At 56.0% G+C, this 23,546-nt stretch carries 20 protein-coding genes; 13 read left to right on the top strand and 7 right to left on the bottom strand.

The genetic code is table 11. The annotated features are described in order from the left end of the window. The first annotated feature begins 112 nt into the window (after positions 1-112). The 10 genes from ACNKU7_RS15425 (at position 113) to glpQ (ending at position 11,085) form a co-directional block, all read left to right on the top strand. Positions 113-2,203 (top strand): PEGA domain-containing protein, encoded by a 2,091-nt coding sequence (locus ACNKU7_RS15425; RefSeq protein ID WP_418297892.1) that lies wholly within the window; start codon positions 113-115, stop codon positions 2,201-2,203. 20 nt (positions 2,204-2,223) lie between these two features. Next, entirely contained in the window at positions 2,224-2,541 is a 318-nt protein-coding gene (locus tag ACNKU7_RS15420) for a hypothetical protein (RefSeq protein WP_418297891.1), read from the top strand. 101 nt (positions 2,542-2,642) lie between these two features. Next, positions 2,643-3,437: a MotA/TolQ/ExbB proton channel family protein gene (locus ACNKU7_RS15415; protein WP_418297890.1), complete on the top strand. Its 795-nt coding sequence runs from the start codon at positions 2,643-2,645 to the stop codon at positions 3,435-3,437. Between the two features lie 66 nt (positions 3,438-3,503). Further along, complete coding sequence (locus ACNKU7_RS15410) at positions 3,504-4,808, top strand: hypothetical protein (protein ID WP_418297889.1); 1,305 nt, start codon at positions 3,504-3,506, stop codon at positions 4,806-4,808. After that, positions 4,798-5,880: a VWA domain-containing protein gene (locus ACNKU7_RS15405; RefSeq protein ID WP_418297888.1), complete on the top strand. Its 1,083-nt coding sequence runs from the start codon at positions 4,798-4,800 to the stop codon at positions 5,878-5,880. The genes ACNKU7_RS15410 and ACNKU7_RS15405 overlap by 11 nt, the downstream gene beginning before the upstream one ends. Then, complete coding sequence (locus tag ACNKU7_RS15400) at positions 5,880-6,881, top strand: VWA domain-containing protein (RefSeq protein ID WP_418297887.1); 1,002 nt, start codon at positions 5,880-5,882, stop codon at positions 6,879-6,881. The genes ACNKU7_RS15405 and ACNKU7_RS15400 overlap by 1 nt, the downstream gene beginning before the upstream one ends. 25 nt (positions 6,882-6,906) lie before the next feature. Continuing rightward, positions 6,907-7,563: a hypothetical protein gene (locus tag ACNKU7_RS15395; RefSeq protein ID WP_418297886.1), complete on the top strand. Its 657-nt coding sequence runs from the start codon at positions 6,907-6,909 to the stop codon at positions 7,561-7,563. 53 nt (positions 7,564-7,616) lie between these two features. After that, entirely contained in the window at positions 7,617-8,279 is a 663-nt protein-coding gene (locus ACNKU7_RS15390; protein WP_418297885.1) for a hypothetical protein, read from the top strand. Between the two features lie 70 nt (positions 8,280-8,349). Further along, a complete protein-coding gene (locus tag ACNKU7_RS15385) occupies positions 8,350-9,813 on the top strand; it encodes a M48 family metalloprotease (RefSeq protein ID WP_418297884.1) in 1,464 nt (487 codons plus the stop codon). A 138-nt stretch (positions 9,814-9,951) separates the two neighbouring features. After that, on the top strand, positions 9,952-11,085 hold the full coding sequence (gene glpQ / locus ACNKU7_RS15380; RefSeq protein ID WP_418297883.1) for a glycerophosphodiester phosphodiesterase: 1,134 nt from the start codon (positions 9,952-9,954) through the stop codon (positions 11,083-11,085). A gap of 9 nt (positions 11,086-11,094) precedes the next feature. Here the strand turns inward: glpQ and ACNKU7_RS15375 are convergent, their stop codons facing one another. Together ACNKU7_RS15375 and ACNKU7_RS15370 are read right to left on the bottom strand one after the other, a co-directional pair. Further along, positions 11,095-12,978 (bottom strand): sensor domain-containing diguanylate cyclase, encoded by a 1,884-nt coding sequence (locus tag ACNKU7_RS15375; protein WP_418297882.1) that lies wholly within the window; start codon positions 12,976-12,978, stop codon positions 11,095-11,097. 304 nt (positions 12,979-13,282) lie between these two features. Beyond that, entirely contained in the window at positions 13,283-14,062 is a 780-nt protein-coding gene (locus ACNKU7_RS15370) for an enoyl-CoA hydratase (protein WP_418297881.1), read from the bottom strand. 355 nt (positions 14,063-14,417) lie between these two features. Between ACNKU7_RS15370 and ACNKU7_RS15365 the strand changes: the two genes are divergently transcribed. Continuing rightward, entirely contained in the window at positions 14,418-15,200 is a 783-nt protein-coding gene (locus ACNKU7_RS15365) for a tryptophan 2,3-dioxygenase (protein ID WP_418297880.1), read from the top strand. Positions 15,201-15,358: 158 nt separating this feature from the next. Here the strand turns inward: ACNKU7_RS15365 and ACNKU7_RS15360 are convergent, their stop codons facing one another. Beyond that, complete coding sequence (locus ACNKU7_RS15360; RefSeq protein ID WP_418297879.1) at positions 15,359-15,793, bottom strand: ExbD/TolR family protein; 435 nt, start codon at positions 15,791-15,793, stop codon at positions 15,359-15,361. A 168-nt stretch (positions 15,794-15,961) separates the two neighbouring features. After that, positions 15,962-16,432, bottom strand: coding sequence for a methylglyoxal synthase (locus ACNKU7_RS15355; RefSeq protein ID WP_418297878.1), 471 nt, complete (start codon positions 16,430-16,432; stop codon positions 15,962-15,964). Between the two features lie 135 nt (positions 16,433-16,567). Between ACNKU7_RS15355 and ACNKU7_RS15350 the strand changes: the two genes are divergently transcribed. Continuing rightward, positions 16,568-16,972: a hypothetical protein gene (locus ACNKU7_RS15350; protein ID WP_418297877.1), complete on the top strand. Its 405-nt coding sequence runs from the start codon at positions 16,568-16,570 to the stop codon at positions 16,970-16,972. A gap of 120 nt (positions 16,973-17,092) precedes the next feature. On the opposite strand, the gene ACNKU7_RS15345 is transcribed toward ACNKU7_RS15350, so the two are convergent. Then, on the bottom strand, positions 17,093-17,932 hold the full coding sequence (locus ACNKU7_RS15345) for a hypothetical protein (protein WP_418297876.1): 840 nt from the start codon (positions 17,930-17,932) through the stop codon (positions 17,093-17,095). A 121-nt stretch (positions 17,933-18,053) separates the two neighbouring features. Here ACNKU7_RS15345 and ACNKU7_RS15340 point away from each other — a divergent pair, with 121 nt between their 5' ends. After that, the gene (locus ACNKU7_RS15340) at positions 18,054-18,920 is read left to right on the top strand and encodes a hypothetical protein (RefSeq protein ID WP_418297875.1); all 867 of its coding nucleotides are present in this window, start codon (positions 18,054-18,056) and stop codon (positions 18,918-18,920) included. Positions 18,921-18,993: 73 nt separating this feature from the next. Here the strand turns inward: ACNKU7_RS15340 and ACNKU7_RS15335 are convergent, their stop codons facing one another. Together ACNKU7_RS15335 and ACNKU7_RS15330 are read right to left on the bottom strand one after the other, a co-directional pair. Continuing rightward, positions 18,994-22,164, bottom strand: a complete 3,171-nt coding sequence (locus ACNKU7_RS15335; protein WP_418297874.1) for an efflux RND transporter permease subunit — start codon at positions 22,162-22,164, stop codon at positions 18,994-18,996. Beyond that, the gene (locus tag ACNKU7_RS15330; protein ID WP_418297873.1) at positions 22,161-23,351 is read right to left on the bottom strand and encodes an efflux RND transporter periplasmic adaptor subunit; all 1,191 of its coding nucleotides are present in this window, start codon (positions 23,349-23,351) and stop codon (positions 22,161-22,163) included. The genes ACNKU7_RS15335 and ACNKU7_RS15330 overlap by 4 nt, the downstream gene beginning before the upstream one ends. Positions 23,352-23,546: the final 195 nt, after the last annotated feature.

Raw genomic sequence — 23,546 nt, 5'->3', positions numbered from 1 at the left:
CGATCTTTCAGGCTGGTCACAGGATTCGACCAGTAGCGGCACCAAAGCCGCCCGGGCAACCGCGAGCCGCCACGCGAAATATCAATAAGTGCGCAGTAACAGGAAATCATAAATGACAGCGAAGGAAGCGGTAGCCGTTCGCGAGCGCGAACCATCCAGTGAAGATGCGTCCATCATCCAGCCAATAGGCTTTACTCCTGCGCCGATTTCTTCGGGCAGCAAAAAGCTGCTGCTATCCCCCAAATCCATTGGCATCGTTGCCTGCCTGCTAATCGGCGCACTGATGCTGATCTACCTGCTGGTCGCGCGCTCACTGATTTTCGAAACCCAACCGGCAGATGCCCGGGTTTCCGTCAGCGGCATGGCGCTGCCACTGGGCGATGGCCACCTGGTATTGCCCGGACACTACAGCTACACCATCAGCGCTACCGGCTACATCTCCCAGAGCGGGGAAGTGGAAGTAAGTAGCGACAGCAACAGCCGACATGCCGTCAAGCTGGAACGCCTGCCCGGACATCTGCAGGTTGTTACCAATCCCGCCGTGCCAGTGCGGATCCTGGTAAACGGTACCGAGATCGAAAGTCAGCAGGGATTAGCCAAATCTATCCCGGCTGGCCGCGTGCGCATTACCGTACTGACCGACCGCTACCTTCCATTCAGTAAGGAAGTTGAAATTGAGGGACTGGACAATACCCAGACTCTGGAAGCCAGCCTCCGTCCTGCCTGGGCCAATGTGAATATCACCAGCAATCCGCCCGGTGCAACTGTCAGCGTCGAGGGCGAAGTCCTGGGGACAACACCGTTGACCGCAGAACTGATTCAGGGTGACCGCGTCGTAAATATCTCGCTACCGGAATACAAAACAGCAGAAATTCAGATCCCCGTCACTGCGGGGGTTGACCAGAAGCTCGACACCGTCGAGCTAGGTGCGGCCGACGGCCTGCTGAGAGTCGTCAGCATTCCCGAGGGGGCCAGTGTTACCGTCGATGGGGAGTTCCGGGGACAGACGCCGATCGACCTCGACCTCGCCTCCAATAGCCGCCACGAGTTGCGCTTCTTCAAGGACGGGTTCGGAACTGTGGAGCGCAGCATCGACGTGCGGGCCGGCGAGCAGCGCGAAATGACCGTCAATCTGGTCGCGGTGTTTGGCAAGGTTTCCATCAGCAGTAGCCCTGAGGACGCCCAGGTATTTATTGACGGAAAGCTCGCCGGTATTGCAGGACAGACATTTACCCTGCCTACGCGCAGCCATGAAATCGTCGTACGGAAGCCAGGGTACGAGGATTACCGCACAACGATCGTTCCCAGTGCAAAGCTACAGCAGACTGTGCGCGCGGTGTTACTCACCGGCGAGCAAGCGCGCTGGAGTGGCGTGCCGGCTGAAATTGAGCACGGCGCGGGCGGCAAGATGCTGCTGATGCGCCCGAATGCGCAATTCACCATGGGATCCTCCCGCCGCGAGCAGGGGCGGCGCGCCAATGAAGTCCTGCGCCAGATTTCTCTTACCCGCCCCTTCTACATCGGCACAACGGAAGTGACCAACCGCGAGTTCCGTCGCTACCAGCGGATGCACAGTTCCAGTCATGCCAACGGCGTCAGTCTGGACAACGATCAGCTCCCGGTCGTGAACGTGAGCTGGAATGATGCTGCACTGTTCTGCAACTGGCTGAGCGCTCGCGACGGTTTCAAGGAGGTATACCGTACCGAACGCGGGCGCGTGATTGGCTTTGATGCAAGCGCCAATGGCTACCGCTTGCCCACTGAAGCGGAATGGGCGTGGGCAGCACGTTACGACAGCGGCAACATGCGTAAATTTCCCTGGGGCAACAAGCTGCCCGTGGGTAAAAACTCTGGCAATTACGCCGATAGCAGCGCAGCCAACATAGTACCCGCAGTACTGAGAACCTATAGCGACCGCTACGCGGCAACCGCGCCAGTCGCCAGTTTTTCGCCCAACACCATGGGACTGTATGACCTCGGCGGTAATGTTTCCGAGTGGATCCACGACCTGTACACCATTGGCACCGGGCTATCCATGAAGCGTGAAGAAAATCCCGTTGGGCCAGCAGAAGGCGATTACCACGTTATTCGTGGTTCAAGCTGGCGTCATGCAGGATTGACCGAGCTGCGGCTGTCCTATCGGGATTACGGCGCAGAGCCGCGCAATGATGTGGGCTTTCGCGTAGCCCGCTGGGTGAACTGATGAACAGGGATAACCAGGTTATGGATCTTTTCAGACATATCCGCCCCGGAATACTCAAGCGGGCAATCATTATCGCCGCACTTGCGCTGCCCGGTGCTGTAGCCGCGCAGGAGACCAACAACGGTGAAGACAATAGCGCTGGCGAGAATGCGGCGGAAGATTCAGTGACAGCGCAACCTGTCGCTGTGGGAAGTGCGCAACAGACACAACAACAGGTCCAGCAAACAAAGAAGCCAACCCAGACCATCAAGGCGCAAAGCGCTGATAGTGCGGACAGCTATGAAGCCAGCGAGGAAATCTCAGAAGATCTCTCGGTTTCCTACCCAGTGGATATTTAAACGAACACGTGCGTAACCGAAGCCGGCCATAGACGAAATGCTATGACCACAGGGAACAGGTAGTGGCCGCGAACAGCGGCCAAAAACAGGCGGGAATGCCCATGAAATTCAAATCTTCAGACTTCGTCTTCCAATTGTTTGCGCTGCTCGGCGCCATCATTCTGGTTCATGCCATTTATGTGGCGATCATCCGGCCTAACGCCGATGCGCTGATCGAGGAACAGATGGCGCGGGAGGCCGCGGGCGAGACCTATATCCAGCAGCGATCACTGTACATCGTGATGCGCGACTACGAGCAGGAAGCCTGCTTTGTCCTCATGCTTTGGGCCATGGCGATTATGGGCCTGAAGGCCCGGCGCAGTATCCGCGAGCGTCGGCTCCTCGACCAGGCCCTGCTCAACGTCAGTGAAGGCACGCCGATACTGCCGGAAGACGCGCGCGACCTGTCGCGACCGATACAGGCATTACCGGAGGAAGAGCGAAATTTCCTGCTGCCGCGGGCGCTGCTGACAGCACTGCAACGCTTCGGATCCACACGCAACGTCGCGGCGGTATCCAACTCGGTTAAAGAAGTATGCGACACAGAAGGCGACCGTCTCGATAGCGAGCTCGCGATGGTGCGCTACATCACCTGGGCCATTCCATCGATCGGGTTTATCGGTACCGTGCGCGGCATTGGTGAGGCGCTCGCCCAGGCCCACCGCGCCGTAGAAGGCGACATTGCCGGGGTCACCGTCAGCCTTGGTGTCGCCTTCAACTCCACATTCGTCGCGCTGGTCATCAGCATCGTGATCATGTTTTTTACCCATCAGTTGCAATTGATGCAGGAGCGCCTGGTACTCGACACCCAGAATTACTGCGACAACAAACTGCTGCGGTTCCTGAAAGTAAGCTGATTCTTTACGGAATAACACCTTGGATGTTCAACGGAACGAACACCCGATTTAAGAACAGGAGCTCCCATGAGCAAAGGCGTACTGGAAATCAATGACTGTGGCCTGCGCGTATTTACCGGCACCGACGAAGTACTGGAAAGCCCCGGCGTGGCCATCGTCAACAACCGGGAAATAGTAACCGGCACGCACGCCTTGATGCGCGCACGCAGTCACCCCACCCAGGTCAATCACCAGTTCTGGCGCAGGCTGAGCCTCGAGTCGGTAAAGTCTGAAAACCCGGGTTGCCGACACCATGCCGACCTGGCTTTTTTCCATCTTCGGGAAATCGCCGGCCTTTGTGATCTCGCCGATGAATTTGCGCTGGCCGTTCCCGGCAACTTTACCCGCGAGCAACTCGCGCTGTTGCTGGGCGTCATCAAGGAGAGTCCATTCAATGTGGTGGCGCTTGTCGATGCGGCGACAGCGTGTATCAGCAGCTGTGCGCCGAGGGGGACACACCTCCACATCGAGCTGCAGCGCCACCAGACCCTGGTCAGTCGGATTGCAGTGCACGAGCAGGCGGTACTGGATATTGCCGAAACAGTGAACGACGCCGGACTACAGCATTTCCAGGATGCGTGGGCCAGAGTATTTACAGATGCCTTCATCATGCAGTGCCGCTTTGACCCGCTGCACTCGGCGGACGCGGAACAGCAACTGTACGACCTGATGCCGCAGTGGATTGCGAAAGCCATGCGTCAGGGGGAGGTCATGGCCGAGCTCGACGACCGCACTGCAAAAGTCAGCCTGCGCCAGCTGCAGGACGCCAGCACCCCGATACTGTCCCGGGTGCGTGCGATGATCGAAAACCTCGGCGATGCCACCAGCATTTCTTTTGTATCCCATCGCTGGGCCGATATCCCGGGCGGCGCGCAGCTCGCAGAACGCATTCACCTGTTGCCCCACAACGCCGTTGCCCAGGCGTCCGAGCAGCGCTGGCAGGAAATGCACAATGACCATGGCAACCTGCGCCTGATTACCGCGCTCAGCTCCGCCCCTGCCAATGAAGTAGCCATTCAGGTCAACGCCGCTGCCGAGGCCGCCGCCACCCACCTTCTCTTCGGGCATCGGGCACTGGCGGCCCAGCAGCCCCTGTTCGTGAGCTGGCAGGAGGGTCGCCTTGAACTTACCCCCACACCACCCAGCCATCCGGCAGCGACCGTGACCAATCACGCCGGGCGCCTGGCATTACGGGTGGATGCCGGTGCCGAGTTGATGCTGAACGGCGAGCAAATTTCCGCGCCGGTCAATCTCACCGCGGGCGACCGGATTGGCGCAGCCAATATTGAAGATGTCATCACTGCAATCAGCGTAGAGCACTATGGCGCGTAAGAATCGGCGTTTTACCACTTTCAGCCTGTCGTTTCTGGACATCATGTCCTGCGGCTTCGGCGCGGTGGCCCTGATCTTTCTGATCATCAAACACGGCTCCGACCACGACATCGAGGCCGAACATCTGGATCTGTCTGCAGAAGTAAACCTGCTGCAGGAGGAGGTTCAATTTGGTCGCGAGCACCTGGTGCTGGCCCGTAATACGCTCGACACAACCAGTGATGAACTGGCCGAAGCCCAGGGCCTGGCACGCAGGATTCTGGAGCAGATCCAGGAAGTGAAGGGAAACATCGCCGAAGTAGACAGCAGTTCAGACGAAATGGACATCGCTCGCCTGCAGGAAAAGCTCAAGAAACTGGAGCAGGCCAAGAAAGAGCTGGAAGCCGAGAATAAAAAACTTGGCAACAATGTGCGCAAGTTTGTCGGCGATGGGGATCGCCAGTACCTCACGGGTCTGCGCCTCGGCGGTGACCGCATCCTGGTACTCCTGGATTCCTCCGCCAGCATGCTCGGCGACGAGCTGATCAAGGTCATCCGCACACGCAACATGTCCGACTCGGTGAAACGCAATACGGAAAAATGGCGCCGTGCCAAGCAGACCGTGTCCTGGCTAGTTTCCCAGTTTCCCCAGGAAAGCCAGTACCAGATCTACACCTTCAATACCGGTTTCCGTGCAGCGCTCGTCGGTACGGAAGACCGCTGGTTGAATGTGGATGACCGGGATCAACTCGACAAGGCAATCAAGGAACTGGATGACATCGTGCCCAATGATGGCACCAGCCTGGAGCGTATCTTCCAGGCTGTGAACAATATGTCCCCCCTTCCGGACAACATCATTCTTATCACCGATGGCCTGCCAACGCAGGGCATGAAAAAGCCCAGAGGCAATACCATTTCCGGGAAGGAGCGGCTGAAGCTTTTCCGCGATGCGGTGGACGCACTGCCAAAAAGCATTCCCGTGAATGTGATTCTGGCGCCGATGGAAGGTGATCCTTTTGCGGCCAGTGAATTCTGGAAGCTGGCCATGGAAACCCAGGGGTCTTTCCTCGCACCATCAAAGGACTGGCCGTAATGAGTACGCGCAAGAAACGCCAACAGGAAGAGTTCAGCATTTCTTTTCTCGACGTGATCTGCTGTGGTTTTGGGGCCATCGTCCTGCTCCTGATGATCGCCAAAACCGTGCAGCCCGTGGTACTGGAAGAGGCCGAGATAGATCTCGATGGACAGGTGGAGCTGTTGCAGGAGCAGCTGGCGGAAATCCGCGGGGAAACCACAATCCTCAACCGTGACCTCAATGCCAAAAAAGAACAGCTGGATATAGAAACCAAGCGCATTGCCAAGCTCAAGGGCGAGCTGGAAACGTTACAGGCGATGTATGCGCGCAAGACGGAAGGCGAAAGCGAAGAGGGCAAGCTGAAAGGCGAACTCACCATCGCCCTGCAGACCATGACCGATGAAATGCGCCGCCTGCTCGGTGAAAACTACCAGCGCAAGAACAATGTCATCGGAGGCATCCCCGTCGACAGTGAATACATCCTGTTCATCATCGATACCTCCGGCAGTATGTTCAATTACGGTTGGGATCGCATGATCGAGGAAATGGTAAATACCCTCAATCTCTACCCCAATGTCAAAGGCATCCAGGTGATGAATGACATGGGCGATTACATGTTTTCCAACTATCGCAGCAAGTGGATTCCCGATACACCGGGACGCCGCCAGGTGGTGATTGATCGACTGCGTTCCTGGAACCCGTTCAGTAATTCCAGCCCGGTGGAAGGCATTCAGAAAGCGGTACGCACATTCTACGATCCCAATAAAAAAATCAGTATTTATGTTTTGGGAGACGAGTTTACCGGCAAGTCCATTCGCAATGTGATGCTGGCGGTTGACCGGGTGAATGCCCAGCGCGGGGAAGACCAGCGCATGGTACGTATCCATGCAATCGGTTTTCCCATTCAGTTCTCGCGACCACTGCACCTGCAGACGACGGGGCTGCGGTTTGCCGCTCTGATGCGCGAACTGACTTACCGTAATGGCGGTACCTTTGTCGGATTGAATGATTTCAGATAGCCCGCACAACGGGCAGGAGCCAAGGATGAAAGGCGTGCTAAATATAAGGATTTCACTCGGGCGGTTTCTTCCGGTCATTCTGACCGTGCTTGTTGCCGCCTGCTCGCATACCGTGCGCGTCGACGGCGAGTTCCCCCAACCCATCGGTGAAGCGCATCCGCTGACAGTTGGCGTGTACCTGAGTGATGACTTCCAGAAATTCACCTACCAGGAAAACCGCGACGACAGTGAAGAATGGAACATCAATACCGGCCGTGCACAGAAAAACCTGTTTGAAACCGTGCTCGGTTCGATGTTCAAGGAAACCATCAATCTGAACCAGTACCCGACCGACCTCCCCAGCGGGGTCGACCTGGTGATCGTGCCGGAAGTACGCGAGTTACAGTTCACCATGCCACGGGAAACCCGGGTGAACATATTCGAAGTCTGGATCAAGTACGACATGCACGCCTATAACCCGCAGGGAGAGGCTGTCGCCAACTGGGTGATTACTGCCTACGGCAAAACCCCGACGGCATTCCTTAAATCCCAGGAGGCCGCACTTGCCCAGGCAATCAATATTGCGCTCCGCGATGCCGGAGCCACGTTATATACCGGGTTCGAACGCGTTCCCGAACTGCAGGCGCTCATCGCCAACAAGCAACGCGCCCTGACAATGAAGCAAACCGAAACCAGTGAGTAGCTTCCAGCCTCTGGCGATTGCTATCACAACGTGTAGACATGGAGGTTGTACCGGTGAAAAGCCTGATCATTCTATCCCTGGCAGTTCTTGCCAGCGGGTGTACCACCGTAGTCATTGATGAATATCGCCGCAGCAGTGGTGAGCTGGCCCTGGGAGATTCCGTCGTCATCCTGGGCCGACGCCACTCCAGTGAATATGAAACTGAGCCAGACCTTATCGACTGTGTTGGCAAAACACTGCACAACCCCAAGGCCGGGATCAATATCATTCCCGAAGAGCAGTTCGTCAACGCGCTCTACCCCTGGTTCGAGCCCCGTACTGCCCCCATGCACATCAAATCCCTGGATAAGCTGATGGATGTCCCGGAAGTCCGTGACCGCATGGAGAAATATGGGGTTAAGTACATTGTGTGGATTGATGGCTCAACGGAAACCACCTCGAGCGCCGGCTCCATTGGCTGCTCGATCGGCACCGCCGGCGCCGGCTGTTTTGGCTTTGGCACCTGGGACAAGGAGTCGGATTACGAGGCCTCTGTCTGGGATTTCCGCGACCAGGAGCTTTCCGGAAAGATCAGTGCCGATGCCCAGGGCACCTCATATATGCCAGCAATCGTGGTTCCGATTCCGCTGATTGCAAGGGTGCAAAACAATGCCTGTAAAGGCATGGCTGCGCAGCTTCAGGAATTCTTGCTGCCGCCGCAATCCGCCAGCCGCTGACACCCTGCGGTAAAACAATAATCTTCCCGGAGCAGCCTGCCCTTTTCCGGACAACGACAGGAGACACGCTATGCACGCGCTGAATAAAATTCTGCTTGGTATTCTGCTGGCAGCAACCACCGGATGTGCATTCAACCCGGCCACCAACCGGCCGGATCTGGTGCTGATGTCGCAGGAAAAAGAGATCAAGATCGGTCGGGAGATGCATGAAAAACTGGTCGCCAGTACGCCGATTTACAACGACCCTATCCTCACTGCCTACGTTGAGCATGTGGGGCAGAAAATCGCAAAATCCAGTGACCGTCCCGACCTGACCTACCATTTCACCATCATCGACAGCCAGGACATCAACGCATTCGCCCTCCCCGGCGGCTACGTGTATATCAACCGCGGCTTGCTCACTTATCTGCAGTCAGAGGCCGAAATGGCAGCGGTGCTGGCCCATGAAGTGGGCCATATTACCGCGCGCCACGCGGTGCGCCAGAAAACTGCAGCGACCGGCGCCGGCGTTGCTTCGGTGCTGTCGGTGCTGGTTACCGGCAGCGGCGTTGTCGGCGACGTCGCCAATCTGTGGAGTACCGCTGCAGTCAAGGGCTATGGCCGCGACATGGAACTGGAAGCGGACCGTTTTGGTGCGCAATACATGTACAACGCGGGTTACGATCCGCAGGCCATGATCAATGTCATCGCCCTGCTGAAGGATCAGGAAACCTTCGCCCGCAGACGCGCCCGCATTGAGGGCAGCAAACAGCAGACCTACCACGGGGTGTTTTCCTCCCACCCGCGTAACGACGTTCGCCTGCGGGAAGTGGTGGAAGCCGCGGGAAAACTGCCGGAAGACAAGAAAGTGGTGAAATCCGAGTACTACCGGGAAAAAACCGAAGGTATTGTCTACGGCACCAATGCCCAGGAAAGTGAGAAAAACCGGTTCAACCACAAGAGCCTGGGTTTCTCCCTGCTGTTCCCGGAGGGCTGGAAGGTCGAAAACCAGCGCTCGGCAATCGTGGGCACTGCACCCGATAACTCTGCGACCCTTACCATCAAAGTCGACAAGCGGGATGGCAACCAGCCGGCAGACATGGCCCTGCGTGGTGTCTACGATGTTCGCAACCTTGAGCAAGACGAAGCGCTCAGTCAATATCGCCTGGAAGGACATACCGGAAAGCTGCCAATCGGCCGGGCCGAACAGCCGGATCGCGTTGCCATCCTGTTTTACGGCAGTCGCCAGTACATTCTCGAGGGAAAAGTACTGGCAGCGCCAGACAGCAAGAAAAGCGCTAAGGAAACCGCTGGCGAATACGACGACCTGTTTCTGACCAGTATCCGCAGTTTTCGCCCGCTGCGTAAAACAGATATTGTAAAGCCGGATATCAAGCGGGTGCGGTATGTCAAAGCCAACGACAAGACGACCTTTTCCTCGTTGGCCCGACATATGGAAATCGGCGACTATGCAGAAGAGCAACTGCGTTTACTGAACGGCTACTACCCCCGCGGAGAACCCAAGCCTGGAGAATGGATAAAGATAGTCCAGTAACCCCCCCACCACTAGCAAAACTCGCGGCCCGCCCTCGTGGGCCGCGCCCGCCACACGTAACTGCGGTTTTTATTGTCAAATTTACCCGGTAATGTTGCTGTCGAAGAAAATCACAAGGCAACCGCTGGCGCTCTCCCAATGCATAACACCGACCAACACAAAACCAGGTTCACCGGTGCCTGTTGCACTCTCCTCTCGATAGCACTGTTCGTATCACTTCCTAGCCTCGCCGATCGCAGAGTCCGGGCAGAGCCGCTGGTCATCGCTCATCGTGGCGCTTCAGGCTACTTGCCGGAGCACACTCTTGAGGCAAAAGCCTTGGCCTACGGCATGCGGGCCGATTTCATCGAGCAGGATCTGGTGCTGAGCAAAGACAATCACCTGATCGTGATGCACGATATTTACCTCGACGGGGTAACGGATGTCGCCAGCCGCTTTCCTGGGCGGGCCCGGGAAGACGGCCACTTCTATGCCATAGACTTCACCCTCGAGGAACTTAAGCGGCTGCGGGTAACGGAAGCATTTGTATCCCATCTCGGTCTTCAGGCACCTAAACACCCAAGGCGATTCCCCCTGTGGAAATCCAGTTTCCAGCTGGCCACATTCGAAGAAGAGCTCGAATTGATCCAGGGCCTGAATCATTCCCTGGGCTATGACACCGGGATTTATCCGGAGATTAAAAAACCCGCGTTCCACCGCCGCGAAGGTCGCGATATTGCGCGCAAGGTGCTTGAGGTACTGAAGCAATACGGCTATATCAACGGGCAGCAAAAGGTATTCCTGCAATGCTTTGACGCTGAAGAGCTTCAACGCATTCACAGCAGGCTGATGCCTGAACTCGACATGGACTTACCGCTGATACAGCTGATCGCCGAAAGCCATTGGGGAGAAAAAAAGGTTGAACAGAGTGGAGCCTGGGTTAACTACGATTATGCATGGATGCGTACAGGCGATGGACTCAAGCGTATAGCGCAATACGCCAGTGGTATCGGGCCCTGGTATCCCATGCTGCTGGACATCTCCGGGGGCTCCGTTGCCGTAAACGACCTCACCGGAAATGCGCACTCGCTGGGCCTGGCCGTGCACCCTTATACCTTCAGGGCCGATAGCGGCCCACTGCCTGCCGGTATTACAGATTTCAGTGAGCTGCTGGCGCTTTTCGTCGATCAGGTGGCGGTTGATGGCCTGTTTACTGACCACCCCGACAAAGTTCGCGCGTTTTTACAGGAGCGGGAAAAGTCCAAGTACCCTACAGGTTCCCACTCGCCTTAGGCGGCCGAGTTACGCCGGCTCCGAAGCGCCCTCCAGGGCGGGTTTGGGCACCGGGTGGGGAGAATATTCGCGCACGACATTACGGCCGCTCTCTTTTGCACGGTACAAGGCGCGATCCGCCTGTTTGAGCAGTTGCTCCACCGCTGCATCACCAGCCTGGTGTGCAATGCCGATACTGGAGGTGAACTGCACCAGGTTGGCACCGCACTCCAGGCGAATATCGGCAATGCAGGCCCGCAGTCGCTCCGCGGTGCGCAACGCATCTTCCGGCGTTTCTACGATCAGCAGGGCAAACTCCTCACCACCAAGCCGGCCGAAAACATCCGTTTCGCGAATTTTCTTCAGGATCGTCTCGCTGAACCGGCGCAGAGCCTCATCACCAATTCCGTGGCCGTGATTGTCATTGATCGACTTGAAATGGTCGATATCGAACATCAACAGGCTCACCGGCAGCGACTTGCGCTGTGCCTGCTTGATACAGATATCCGCATCAGACAGGAAGCTGCGCCGATTGCGAATACCTGTAAGTGGATCCGTGCGCGCTTCGAGTTCCGCCTGCTGTTTTGCTGTCTCCAGTTCCTCCGTGCGCTCCTGCACCAGCGCCTCCAGCTCCACCTTCGACTGCTCCAGATGGCGGCGGTACTGCCGCTCGGATTCCATACTCTGCTGGCGCAGACGGCGCAATTTCATCCCCATTGCCGCCATGATGGTAATCATTTCAATAAATGTGCTCAGCGGCGGCAAATAATAATTCACCAGATTGTGCTCCACATAACCGAGATCCCGCAGCGCCTGGTAAAAGAGCCCGATCAGCAGCAATGTCCAGCCTATGGCAAATACAGCTGCCTCGCTCGAGCCCTGCCGCCAGCGAACCAGTGCAATCACCGTTGAAATCGGGTACAGCAGCAGCGCCAGTGTGATGGTGATGAGCGCCAGGGTCTTGAGCTGGAAGATCGCACTCACCAACAACATGCTCGCATTGACCATCATCAATACCAACACGTAGTCCCAGCGGGGAGTGTACTTACGGGTCTGCAGGAACAGCCGGTCAAACCATACACCACACAGGATGCTTACCGCGCCAGCCATGGACATGTATGACCAGTGAAAGTTGTCACGCAATACGTACTGCTGGGTAAAACCAAGAATCGTGCCCCAGGCCACCATTTTGGATATGCCATACACGGCGTACGCGAAGAAGCTGCTTTCACGCACCGTGATCCCAACGGTTAAGGAAAAAATCGCGATCAGAAAAATACCGCCGAACAGAAACGCCAGCAGGGCAGTTTCCATGGTGTGGTACTTACTCAGGTTCTCCGGGCTCCAGATACGCATACTGGGGAAAACATAGCCGGCTTCATGGGAGTCGAAGCGTACCATCAACTCAAGGGACTCTCCGGCCCCCAGCGTTACGGGAAATACAAAGCGGTTATGGAACACCGGCCGGCGATCAAACGGCTCGCCCATATCCAGCTGCGCAAGCACAGTAAAGTCCGCGATCCCGCCCTCTGCCGGCTTGGCATATGCGGTAAGGCCGATCAACTGGTGATCAACGTACTCAATATTCAGCGTGACTGGTGTCGCCGCCGGATTGGCTAGAACAAAGTGACTCCAAAAAGAGCCCTGTTGCAGCCCGGTGGAGCCGGCAGATGTGAGCGCGGAGAAATCGCCGGACAGATACGCGGTATAGGCCGCATCCAGACCAGCCTCACCGCTAACGTCGTGCCAGATTTCCCTCTGGCCCGTTCTGAGATCCCCCTGCTCCGCCGGCCCCACGATAAGGGGCCGGGCATCCGTTCTCGCTTCGGCAGTGGCGCCAACAGCCATAAAGACACTGGCCAGGATGAACAGGTTCTGGATACATTGCTTGAGAAGACGAGAGCAGGTGGTCATCGTTGAATCTAGTTTTTGTTGTGGAGATGCAGCGGGCCGCTGCCTGAATTTATGCCCCAATACTGCGCACGTCACGATTCACTTAAAATACCGGCAGTAAGACATCCGTGTCGGTAATTGTCCGAGTTTACCGACTCCTGAATTGAGAAGCATGTCCCATTTGCGACTGGAAGCGCTCCTCAGTATTGAAAATAACCCCCTAAACAGTCTTTCCGAACAAAAATGACAGGGCTGTGCGAGTGTTTTTCTCGCAAATAAAAAAGACCGCCCTGAGGGCGGTCTTCTTAAAACGCGCGAAGGCAGTTTAGCTAAACCGGGAAAAATCCGCAGGGCGTTTTTCCATAAATGCCGTTGCCGCCTCGCGGAATTCTTCGGACTGTAGCCGCGCCTGGAAGTGCCCAGCCTCCTCACGGATAAACGCCATCCCGCTGGCATAAGTGCCCTTTCGGAGCAGCTGTTTCGTCAGCCGCACTGCTTCCGGAGCCTTTGCAGCCACTTCTCGCGCGTACTCACGGGCGCGTTCCAGAGCTTCACCCGCGAAAACAACTTCGTTACAAATATTTACACTTGCTGCGGTCTGCGCATCAAACTTCTTGCCCAGCAACAAGAGCTCAGAGGCCTTGGCATGGCCCATTATCCGCGGCAACAGGTAGCTGGATGCGTATTCAGGACATAGGCCAAGATTGACGAACGGCATCTGGAATACCGCATCGTCGTCGGCAATCGACAGGTCACAATGCAACAGCATGGTGGTGCCTATCCCTACTGCGTAACCACTGACTGCGGCAATGACTGGCTTGGGAAATTCATACAGTGCCCGCATGAACTGGAAAACCGGCGACTCCTCACCCGATGCCGATCCGCCGAGAAAGTCCGTAAGGTCATTTCCGCTGGTGAAAACCCCCTTGGTACCGGTCAAAATAACTACACGCACCTCTGGGTTTTCCGCCGCATCCTGCAACAGTTCTGCCATCGCAGAATACATGGCCATGGTCAGCGCATTTTTTCGCTCGGGACGGTGAATGGATATTTCCAGGATCCGTTCGTTCTGACTGACCTGAATTTCTGCACATGAACTCTGCATGGGTTTTCGCCTGTACTCGCCTGTTGATGTCTCTGACTTTAATGAAGGAGGCTTGGGGTGAACGCGTTCAGGATGCGTACTTCGCCAATGACCACAGCCAACCTTCCTAACTCTCGTTACGCTGCCTAATGGTAGCCATTGCTGGACGCAACACGAGGTTCAATTCAATCAGAATGCTGTACCAATCAGCAGCCATGTCGGCAACAGGACTCACTAACTGGCTTTTTAACATCCGCCGACAACTCATTATAATACCGCCAAGTTTCCCGGTTTCCTGCAATATAATTTGCATAAAAAACCAAAAACGCGAAATATTTTTCCACAAGCAGTGGTTTACCAGCAGAGATTCCTACATATGACCGTAACTTACAGCTCCTACCTGAAAGTGGACGAGCTTCTCCAATGCCAACAGCCACTATCCGAGGGGCCGGAGCACGACGAACTCCTGTTCATTGTTATCCACCAGAGCTACGAGCTCTGGTTCAAGCAATTGCTGCATGAACTGGACTTCCTGGTGCGCCTGTTCAATAACGGAGAGCGCAACCGCGCCCTGCATACACTCAAGCGCGTCGATGCGATTTATCGCACCCTGATCCAGCAAGTCGACATCCTGGAAACACTGACACCGCTGGAATTCAATTCGTTCCGCGACCGCCTGTCCACAGCCAGTGGCTTCCAGTCTTTCCAGTTTCGCGAGCTGGAGTTCCTGTACGGTGCTAAAGATGCATCGAAACTGGGCAATTACGAACCCGACTCAGATCATTACCTGCGCCTGCAAAAACGCCTGGAAGCACCAACACTTTGGGATGCTTTCCTGAAGTTCCTGGCTATCGAAGGGCATGACATTCCCCGCGCGGTACTAGAGCGCGATTTCAGCCTGAAGGCTGAGCCTTCCGCCGCGGTTCAGCGCGTGCTGATAGACGTATACCGTAACGACCCCTTGGTCAGCCAGATTTGCGAAGCGCTGGTGGACATCGACACGTCACTGCAACAGTGGCGCTATCGACATGTGAAAATGGTGGAGCGAACGATCGGCAGTAAAATGGGCACCGGCGGCTCGAGCGGTGTCGGCTACCTGCAAAGTACCCTGTTCCAGCCGGTATTTCCGGATCTCTGGGCAATTCGTTCAGAATTCTAAGGTGAAAATTGCCACGGCCCCGGGGTACTTGGGGCCGATCAGGCGAGCCTTGGCTTGCGGGTGAGATTTCAGTTACCGCAAATACCAGGCACAAAAAAAGCCAGCATTGCTGGCTTTTTTCGCTCCTGTGAGAGGAGCCCCTCCGCGGAGGGTATAACTTAGCGCTTCTTGGAGTCGTCGAACGGTACCAGTGATACCTGGATGTTCGGATTGACCGCCTTGGCTGCGTCGGCAATGGAAACGTAAGTGTCTGCACTGGACTTGTTGTGCGCACGAACGATAACAATCGCCTGCGGGTTTTCTGCGTAAAGCTGAGCAATACGTGCACGTACTGCGCGACTGTCAATACGGCTGGGGCCCATCCAGATCTCATCCGCAGAGTTCACGGTCAGCAGAATATTCTGCTTGTCCTCATTCGGAGGGGTCTCAACCTGCTGATCTGGATCTGGCACGTTTACATCCAACGCCTTCTCTTTTACGAAGGATGCCGTCACGATGAAGAAGATCAACATGATGAACACGACGTCCAGCATGGGGGTCAGGTCGATATCGGCCTTTTCTTCTTCTACGGCCTTACCGCGTCGTCTACTCATATAACACCGTACTGTTTATAAATTCGAATTACGCCGGTTATACCGGTCTAATCAGGTGGGCAAGAGTGCCGGGAAATGACCAGCAATGCAAGCGCCAGCTGCCGGGCAAAAACATAATCCTTTAAAATCAAAGGGTTATGCAACAGCCGCCCAATTTAAGATCATCTTTTATACAGCTGTTTCCGCCTTTCTGGAGTCCAGATAGCCCTGATAGTCAGGTACCAGGCGGGAAAAGCTGCGCTCCATCAGCGCAGAATGGATCATCATATCCGCGCTGCTGCCGTTACACGCCACGGGAATATTCCACACCGCAGCGATGCGCAACAGCGCCTTCACATCGGGGTCGTGGGGCATAGGCTCAAAGGGATCCCAGAAGAAAATCAGAATATCCACCTCACCCTGGCAGATTTTCGCCCCCAACTGCTGGTCGCCCCCCATCGGACCGCTGAACAGCTTTTCAACCGCTAACCCGGTCGCCGCCTCGATCTTGCTACCCGTGGTGCCGGTTCCGAGCAGCTGGTGCTGTTCCAGAACAGCGCGGTGCTTCTGGCACCACTCAATCAGGCTCGCCTTGCGGTTATCGTGTGCCACCAGAGCCACCCGTTTCTGCGCCGCTATCGGCTGATCGATGTATTCCACGAGATCCTCGGGTCATTTATTTATGGAAAACGAATTATGCAGAATTCCCCGCATGCTATCCACGCTCCCGGGTGACGGCGCTATAATCACGCCGCAGTTTCATCCATTAACGTATCGTCAAGATTAGGGGTATTTATGAGCGTGGGCGCCTGGGAACCAGAGAATCAGGAAAGTAACACGTCTTCACGGCAGGAGCTCGATAAGGCCTTGCTGGAAAAATTGCTCACTGCTATGGGCACAGACACCGAATCTTTGACCACCCTTGACGACGAGCTCAAGGAGGCCAACTGGCTCGCAGGGCTACCTGCCCAGCAGTGGCTGGAAGAATCAGCAGTAATGGATGGTGAGCAAATCTGGGCCCTGATCCGTTTCTTCACCCTGGCCGAGATGCAATTGCCTGACTGGCAGGGCGGGGCTGAATCACCGGTAATTCCTCTGGCGAAGTCATTGCGCCAGCGAAAATCCCCACTGACCCGGGAGCAGCTCCTGTGGATCCGTCAACACTCGGATAATCGCTACCTCCCCTACGGCCCACTCTGAATTTACGATTTGCAGGCTATCGGCTCCCTCCCCCTCCGGCTGGGGGCCTCCCACTCCGGATCCTATTCCTTCTTTTCCCCGCCGCCACTAACCAGTATCACTTTACAGACTGGGAGGGTTTTACTCTTCTAACCGGTAGAGCTGATCCGCAATCAGCGTAATACTCCCCGGATCACGGTAATTTGCTGGCAGGTGTCGCCAGACAACGTACCCTTCTGTATCCAGCAGCCAGGCACTGGGACGTACCGCAGCCTTCTTTTGATGCCAGCACAGCAGTGGCGCACCGCTATTAGCGATAAATAGCTCGTTGGATTCCGCCGAGCCATTCAATTCCAGGAAAAGCCAGCTATCCGGAATATCCGCCGACTGAGTTCGCCTGAAATATTCAAGCCATTGAGCCCGGGACTCCATGCTGATCAGAACAGGCCTGACGCTGCTCCGGCTCAGTTTCTCGTGCGCTGCCAGTAGTTGCCACAATTGCCAGCGACTTTCGGCGCAAAAACTTCCGCGGAGAAACAACAGCAGAAAACCACCACAATCGCCCTCATTATCTGCGGCGTCCCATGCCTGACTATCTGCCAGCTGCAGCTGCGGAAAGCGCGAGTTCACTGCAACCATTGAAGGATGGCGGATGGCACTCAGGTGATACAGGTAAAGCAGGAAAACAAAAAGGTTATAGATAGCCAAATAAACAGCCATCCCTTTTTTTGTATCCAGCAGGAGAGCCACGCCCAACCCGATCAATACCCCGGCAAAGGCCGGTGATTCTCGCAAATCAGGAGCAATTTCAGTCGAGCGAATTTGCCGGGCGAGAAGCCAGATTGGAAGAGCAAGTGCATTCACCGCCACCCCCATCCACGCGACGTTTCCGGTCGCAAAAAAAGCGTAAATACTTCCGGCACCACACAGACAGAGCCAGATAATCGCTAAAAATGTAAAAAAAACCTTAAATTTAATCATCGTGGAGCAAAAACACCCTTAAAACACTTGCATTCAAGTATATAAATAAGCTGCAATTAGCGCGATGAATTCCACTCATCCAAAATAACTCTTAAATCAAGATCAGACACAGGGAAAATTTATGGCCGCTAGCAAGCAAAAAAAGAAGGCTCCCTCTGCTGTGAGCCCGGTTGCCAAGCTGGAAGCGGAACTTGCCGCTCTTAAAGCCCAACTGGACAAAGCCCGCAGCTCACAGGAAGCAGACGCCAAAAAAGCAGCTGACAAACTTGCCAAAGACGCTGATGCCGCAGCGAAGAAAGCGACTTCAGCCCAGGACAAAGTAAAAGCTATAAAGGGCAAGAAGAAAACTGCCGCTCAGCAGAAGCAGCTGAAGGCTGCCCAGGCCGCCGCCGCTACTGCCAAGAAAGCTGCCACTGCTGCCAAAGCTGCCGCTACCGACGCCAAAGCCGCTCTGGCTGGCATCGCTGCCGAAAACGCGCTGGCAACCAAAATTGCCAAGGCTGTCGCTAAAGAAGAAGCAGCAATCATCAAGAAACTGACTGCCGCGGAGAAGAAGAAAGCCGCCGCAGAGAAGAAGAAAGCTGACGCTGCCGCCAAGAAGAAGGCCGCTGCAGAGAAGAAAAAAGCAGCCGCCGCTGCCAAGAAAAAAGCGGCTGCAGACAAGAAAAAAGCCGCTGCTGCCAAGAAAAAAGCAGCAGAAGCTGCCAAGAAGAAGGCTGCTGCAGAGAAGAAGAAAGCCGCTGCCGCCAAGAAGAAGGCAGCCGAGAAGGCTAAAAAGGCTGCCGCTAAAGCCAAGGCTGCTGCCAAGAAGAAGCCTGGCCGTCCAGCCAAGAAAGCTGCTGACGCAGAAGCGAAGAAGCCAGGCCGCCCGGCTAAAGCTGCTACTGCCAAGAAGAAGCCAGGCCGCCCAGCCAAGAAAGCTGCTGGCGCCGCCCCGGCCAAAAAGGCTGCAGGTCGTCGCGGTCGTCCGCCGAAAGCAAAAGCCTGATCACCTGACTTTCTGTCAGTATAAAAAAACCCCGGTTCTCCGGGGTTTTTTATGTCTGTAAGGCGGGGGAAGGCTAATGCTCTTCCCGCCCCGGCAATCGTATTCTCCCCCGCGGCATACATCTAGCCAGCAACTCTTTGAGCCGAGCCGGCATCGCCAACATGACTGGAGTAACCAGGAGAGTGAGCAGTGTGGAAAAGCTCAGCCCATATACAATGGCGCTCGCCAGCTTCACCCAGAAGGAAGCAATCACACCATTGACGACCACCGTACGCCCCACCATATCCACACTTGCACCAAGGGCCAGAGGCAGCAACCCCAAAATGGTTGTAGCCGTCGTCAGGAATACCGGGCGCAAGCGCTGTGCGGCAGCCTTGACCGCCGCCTCCCCGGAGCTCAGCTCGGGCTCAGCCTTGCGAACATAGTTATAGGTATCAATAAGCACGATATTGTTGTTCACCACGATACCCGCCAGGGCAACAATTCCGACCCCCGTCATGATCACACTGAAGGTGCTCTGCGTGATCGTCAGGCCCAGCATCACCCCTAGCGTCGACATAATGACAGACGACAGAATAAGTGCGGACTGGTAGAAACTGTTGAATTGGGTCACCAGCAGAATAAACATCAGGAACAATGACAGCGAAAACGCCACCTGCAGGAACACCAATGTCTCATTCTGTTCTTCGTCGGCGCCGCGGAATATGAGCTCCACTGAACTGTCTACCGGGTGCGATTCCAACCACTGGCGGATTTCCTTCACCTTGTTATCGGCCAGTACACCGTCCTCCACATCGGCTTTCAATTGCATCCGGGTAACACCATCAACCCGCTCGATCTTGTCCACCTTGGGGCGCGCTTCCGTGGTCACAAAGCTGCTTACAGGTACCGCACCCTGCGGTGTATTGATCCGGAGGTCATCCAGCGCGCTAATGCCTCGAGCGTAGTCCGGGTAGCGAATACGGATATCCACTTCTTCGTCAGAGTCGTCGGGGCGGTACTCCGCCATCAGCACGCCATTTGTCACCAGCTGTACCGCGCGCCCCACCCCTGTGAGATCCGCACCGTAAAGAGCAGCCTTGGCGCGATCCACTTTTACTTCCCACTGAATTCCCGGTAACGGGGCCGTGCTCACGATGTCGCGCAGGCCGTCAAAGTCATTGACCAGCGCCCTTTTCAGGCGCAGGGTTTCCGCCAGCAGTACATCGTAATCCCTGCCACGCAGCTCCAGCACAATGTCCCTGCCCACAGGAGGTCCACCTTCATATTCGTTGGCGCTGGTCTTGATTCCGGAAAAGCCCGCCGTCTGTTCGCGGATATCCGCGAAAATCTCGCGACTTTTGCGCTGACGCTCCATGGACGGCACCAGCTCAACGAGCAGGTTGGCAATCTGATCCGGTGCCTTTTCGCGGTTTCCAGAAATACCGCCTCCGCCTACCGCCGTATACACAATGCGGACTTCCGGTACTTTCAATACCGCAAGCTCAACCTGCCTGGCCAATGCGACTTTTTCTTCCAGGGAAAGATTACCTTGGGCTCGGACTTCGACATTGCCGTACTGTTCTTCGGTTTCGGTAAAGAACTCCACACCCGGATTAAAGTGTAAAAAGGCAAAAAAGATCCCGACCAGTACACCAACAGTGACCGCAAACGAGCTCAGGGGATAGCGAACGATCGGGCCCAGCACTCTTGCATAGGCACCGGTGATTCCCGAGAGGGTTGCCGCATCACCAGACTCCAGCGCCTTCAAATAGTGCTGGGTTTTGAGGTCTATGGCGCTCTTGCCGATTACAGACCCCAGCACCGGTGCGAAAAACAAGGCGTACACCAGAGAACCCGCCAGCACGGCGAACACCGTAACCGGCAGGTAGCGCATGAAGTCACCCACTACACCGGGCCAGAAAATGATCGGCAGGAAAGCCGCAAGGGTAGTACCGGTGGATGCGAGTACCGGCCAGAACATCCTCCGCACAGCAATCGCGTATGCGACCCGGGCCGACAACCCTTCAGCCATCTTCCGGTCGGCGTATTCGGTAATGACGATAGAGCCATCAATCAGCATCCCCAGCGCCAGCAGCATTCCAAACATCACCATGAAGTTAAAGGAATAGCCGAGGTACCAGGTAATGATTGAACCGAACAATAAAGAAAACGGAATCCCCAAGCCCACCAGGAGCCCCGAACGAAATCCCAGCGCCGCCACCACGATAATCATGACCAATAGCATGGCGGTCAGGATATTGCCCTCCATCTCACTGACCATATCCCGCGCGAACATAGACATGTCAAACACAAAATCCACATCGACCCCTTTGGGTAAATATGGCTTTTCCGCATTGACAGCCGCGCGCACCGCATCCGCCAGGTCAACTGCGCTAGCATCTGCACGCTTCTCGACATTAATAGCCATCCCCGGACGGCCATTGACGCTGGTGTAAGTGGCGGCATCCTTGAAAGTGCGGCGAATATCCGCAACCTGCCCGAGGCTGACCACACCAAGTTCCGATTGCTTTAGGGGAATCTGGTAAACATCTTCGGCGCTTTCAATCAGGCCCGGGACATTCACCGAGAAGCGCCCCTTGCTCACATCCATTTCGCCAGCCGGAATCAACAGGTTATTGCCGACCACCGCATTGATCAGCTCGCTGTTGGTAACCTGGTAGTGCTCAAGACGCACAGGGTCGATGGTGGCTTCCACAACTTCTTCGCGGTTGCCGGTGATTTCTGCCGACAGCACTTCCGAGATGTTTTCTATCTTGCGCTTGAGCTGCTGGGCGCTGCGCAACAGTTCCCGCTCACCCAGCCCATCGCCAGCCAGCGTTACCACAATGGCGGGAAATGGCTGTGCTGATGCCTCTTCAACCACAGGCTCGTCAGCATCCCGTGGCAGCTCCGCTTTGGCGCGATCCACGGCATTGCGAACTTCATCAACCGCGTCATCAATATCAACGGCAGCATCAAACTCAATCACCAGATATACCAGTGACTCCCGCGCCGTTGCCGTCACCTCCTCGACCCCCTCAAGCGCACGTACCTCTTGCTCAATGGGACGGATCAGCAGGCGCACACCGTCTTCCGGTGAAATACCCTCATGCCGAACCTGCACGATGACAATCGGTGGGTTTACCTGAGGGCTGGATTCAACCGTCATGGCTGCTCGCGCAGCGATTCCCATGATGATGATGAGCAGCATCAAGCTGATGCTGCTGCGAAATCGATCAACCGCACCATCCAGCAAGCTCATTGCTTCTGCTCCTCTCCGCGAAGATCCAGAAGATCGTCGGTTTCGGGCTCTGAATACGAAGAGACATTACGCTGCGGGGCAGGCAGATCGCCGTGCGCATCTTCAAACTCCACCAACACAGTTTCCCCCCGGGTCACATACTCCTGACCAACCGTAATAATGGTTGGCTGGGCCGGCAGGCCAGTGACCCAGACGCCGTCGTGTTCATCACTGACCATCTGCACATTCACCAGCTGTACACGCCGCTCCTCATCCAGTATGCGCAGCCCCAGGTCACCGTTGTCATCGAGCGTCAACAGCGAAGCATTGACCCGGTGGGCCATCACTTCGCCGCTGGGAAGCGCCATCCGTGCACTGATCCCGCTGCGTAACTGCTTGCTGGCATTGTCCAGTGCCACCTCCACCCGGTAGCCCCGGGTAACGGGGTGCGCCTCCTGACTGATATAGCGCAGCTCTCCCTCAACCAGCTGCCCCTGTTGCAGTTTGGCGCTGGCGACGCTGCCGGTTTGCAGTTTGGCCACCTGGGACTCGGATACCTCTCCCACCAATAACATCGGGTTCATATCCAACAGGGTTGCGCACTCTTCGCCACGGCGAATGAAATCACCAAGCTCGACTGCCCGACTGTTGACCACGCCGTCAAACGGCGCGCGAATCTGCAGGCTCGCCACATCGACCTGTGCCCGCCGGAAATCCGCACGCGCGCTCGCCAGATTTACCTCCTGCTGCGCCATTGCCGTTTCAGACTGCAACCCCCGGCCTTTGAGCTTCTCTGCTCCGGAGAAATCCAGCTCGGCTTTGCGCAACGCTGCGCGCGCCCTGGCCAGGCGTTCCGGCCTATCCTCAGCCGCGATCTCACAGATAACATCGCCGGCGCGTACCCAATCACCTTCTTTGGCCGGCAGCGATGCAATCGCACCATCAAGCTCAGCCCGCAACTTCACACTGCGGTTCGCCTCGGTACGGCTGTTAACCAGCACCCGGGTGGTATAAGGCTGCGCTTGCAGGCGCCGGGCCTTTACCCGCATAGGCTCCGCAACCGCGGTCGCACTCACCCGCGATACAGCCTCGTCATTCTCAACATCGCGTCCAACCAAGCCACTCAGCAGCCACAGCAATGAAACAAGGGTTACGATCAGGGCCACACGGTAATTACGCTGCCGCCAGAGATTCACCAGAAAGTTCATACCAACAGACCTAAACCAGATTACAGATATTGAAAGAGCCAGGTGTTAATTGGAGATAATCGCGCGCATTTTGGCACAAATGGATTACGGCTCAGCGGCTAAACCTGTCTGATTACGAAATCCACATGCCGTCGGATCAGATATACGATGAAAATGCCTGTCCCCGGGGACGGGTCAAGGCACAGCTATATAAGG

The sequence above is a fragment of the Microbulbifer weihaiensis genome, assembly GCF_048323715.1.
Classification (GTDB): Bacteria; Pseudomonadota; Gammaproteobacteria; order Pseudomonadales; family Cellvibrionaceae; genus Microbulbifer.
Note: the sequence above shows the minus strand (reverse complement) of the source record. Positions and strands in the feature narration are given on the sequence as shown.

Excerpts from the sequence above, each read along its gene's own strand:
- ACNKU7_RS15425 (WP_418297892.1), top strand. The coding sequence starts at position 113 with ATGACAGCGAAGGAAGCGGTAGCCGTTCGCGAGCGCGAACCATCCAGT.
- ACNKU7_RS15420 (WP_418297891.1), top strand. The coding sequence starts at position 2,224 with ATGGATCTTTTCAGACATATCCGCCCCGGAATACTCAAGCGGGCAATC.
- ACNKU7_RS15415 (WP_418297890.1), top strand. The coding sequence starts at position 2,643 with ATGAAATTCAAATCTTCAGACTTCGTCTTCCAATTGTTTGCGCTGCTC.
- ACNKU7_RS15410 (WP_418297889.1), top strand. The coding sequence starts at position 3,504 with ATGAGCAAAGGCGTACTGGAAATCAATGACTGTGGCCTGCGCGTATTT.
- ACNKU7_RS15405 (WP_418297888.1), top strand. The coding sequence starts at position 4,798 with ATGGCGCGTAAGAATCGGCGTTTTACCACTTTCAGCCTGTCGTTTCTG.
- ACNKU7_RS15400 (WP_418297887.1), top strand. The coding sequence starts at position 5,880 with ATGAGTACGCGCAAGAAACGCCAACAGGAAGAGTTCAGCATTTCTTTT.
- ACNKU7_RS15395 (WP_418297886.1), top strand. The coding sequence starts at position 6,907 with ATGAAAGGCGTGCTAAATATAAGGATTTCACTCGGGCGGTTTCTTCCG.
- ACNKU7_RS15385 (WP_418297884.1), top strand. The coding sequence starts at position 8,350 with ATGCACGCGCTGAATAAAATTCTGCTTGGTATTCTGCTGGCAGCAACC.
- glpQ (WP_418297883.1), top strand. The coding sequence starts at position 9,952 with ATGCATAACACCGACCAACACAAAACCAGGTTCACCGGTGCCTGTTGC.
- ACNKU7_RS15375 (WP_418297882.1), bottom strand. The coding sequence starts at position 12,978 with ATGACCACCTGCTCTCGTCTTCTCAAGCAATGTATCCAGAACCTGTTC.
- ACNKU7_RS15370 (WP_418297881.1), bottom strand. The coding sequence starts at position 14,062 with ATGCAGAGTTCATGTGCAGAAATTCAGGTCAGTCAGAACGAACGGATC.
- ACNKU7_RS15365 (WP_418297880.1), top strand. The coding sequence starts at position 14,418 with ATGACCGTAACTTACAGCTCCTACCTGAAAGTGGACGAGCTTCTCCAA.
- ACNKU7_RS15360 (WP_418297879.1), bottom strand. The coding sequence starts at position 15,793 with ATGAGTAGACGACGCGGTAAGGCCGTAGAAGAAGAAAAGGCCGATATC.
- ACNKU7_RS15350 (WP_418297877.1), top strand. The coding sequence starts at position 16,568 with ATGAGCGTGGGCGCCTGGGAACCAGAGAATCAGGAAAGTAACACGTCT.
- ACNKU7_RS15345 (WP_418297876.1), bottom strand. The coding sequence starts at position 17,932 with ATGATTAAATTTAAGGTTTTTTTTACATTTTTAGCGATTATCTGGCTC.
- ACNKU7_RS15340 (WP_418297875.1), top strand. The coding sequence starts at position 18,054 with ATGGCCGCTAGCAAGCAAAAAAAGAAGGCTCCCTCTGCTGTGAGCCCG.
- ACNKU7_RS15335 (WP_418297874.1), bottom strand. The coding sequence starts at position 22,164 with ATGAGCTTGCTGGATGGTGCGGTTGATCGATTTCGCAGCAGCATCAGC.
- ACNKU7_RS15330 (WP_418297873.1), bottom strand. The coding sequence starts at position 23,351 with ATGAACTTTCTGGTGAATCTCTGGCGGCAGCGTAATTACCGTGTGGCC.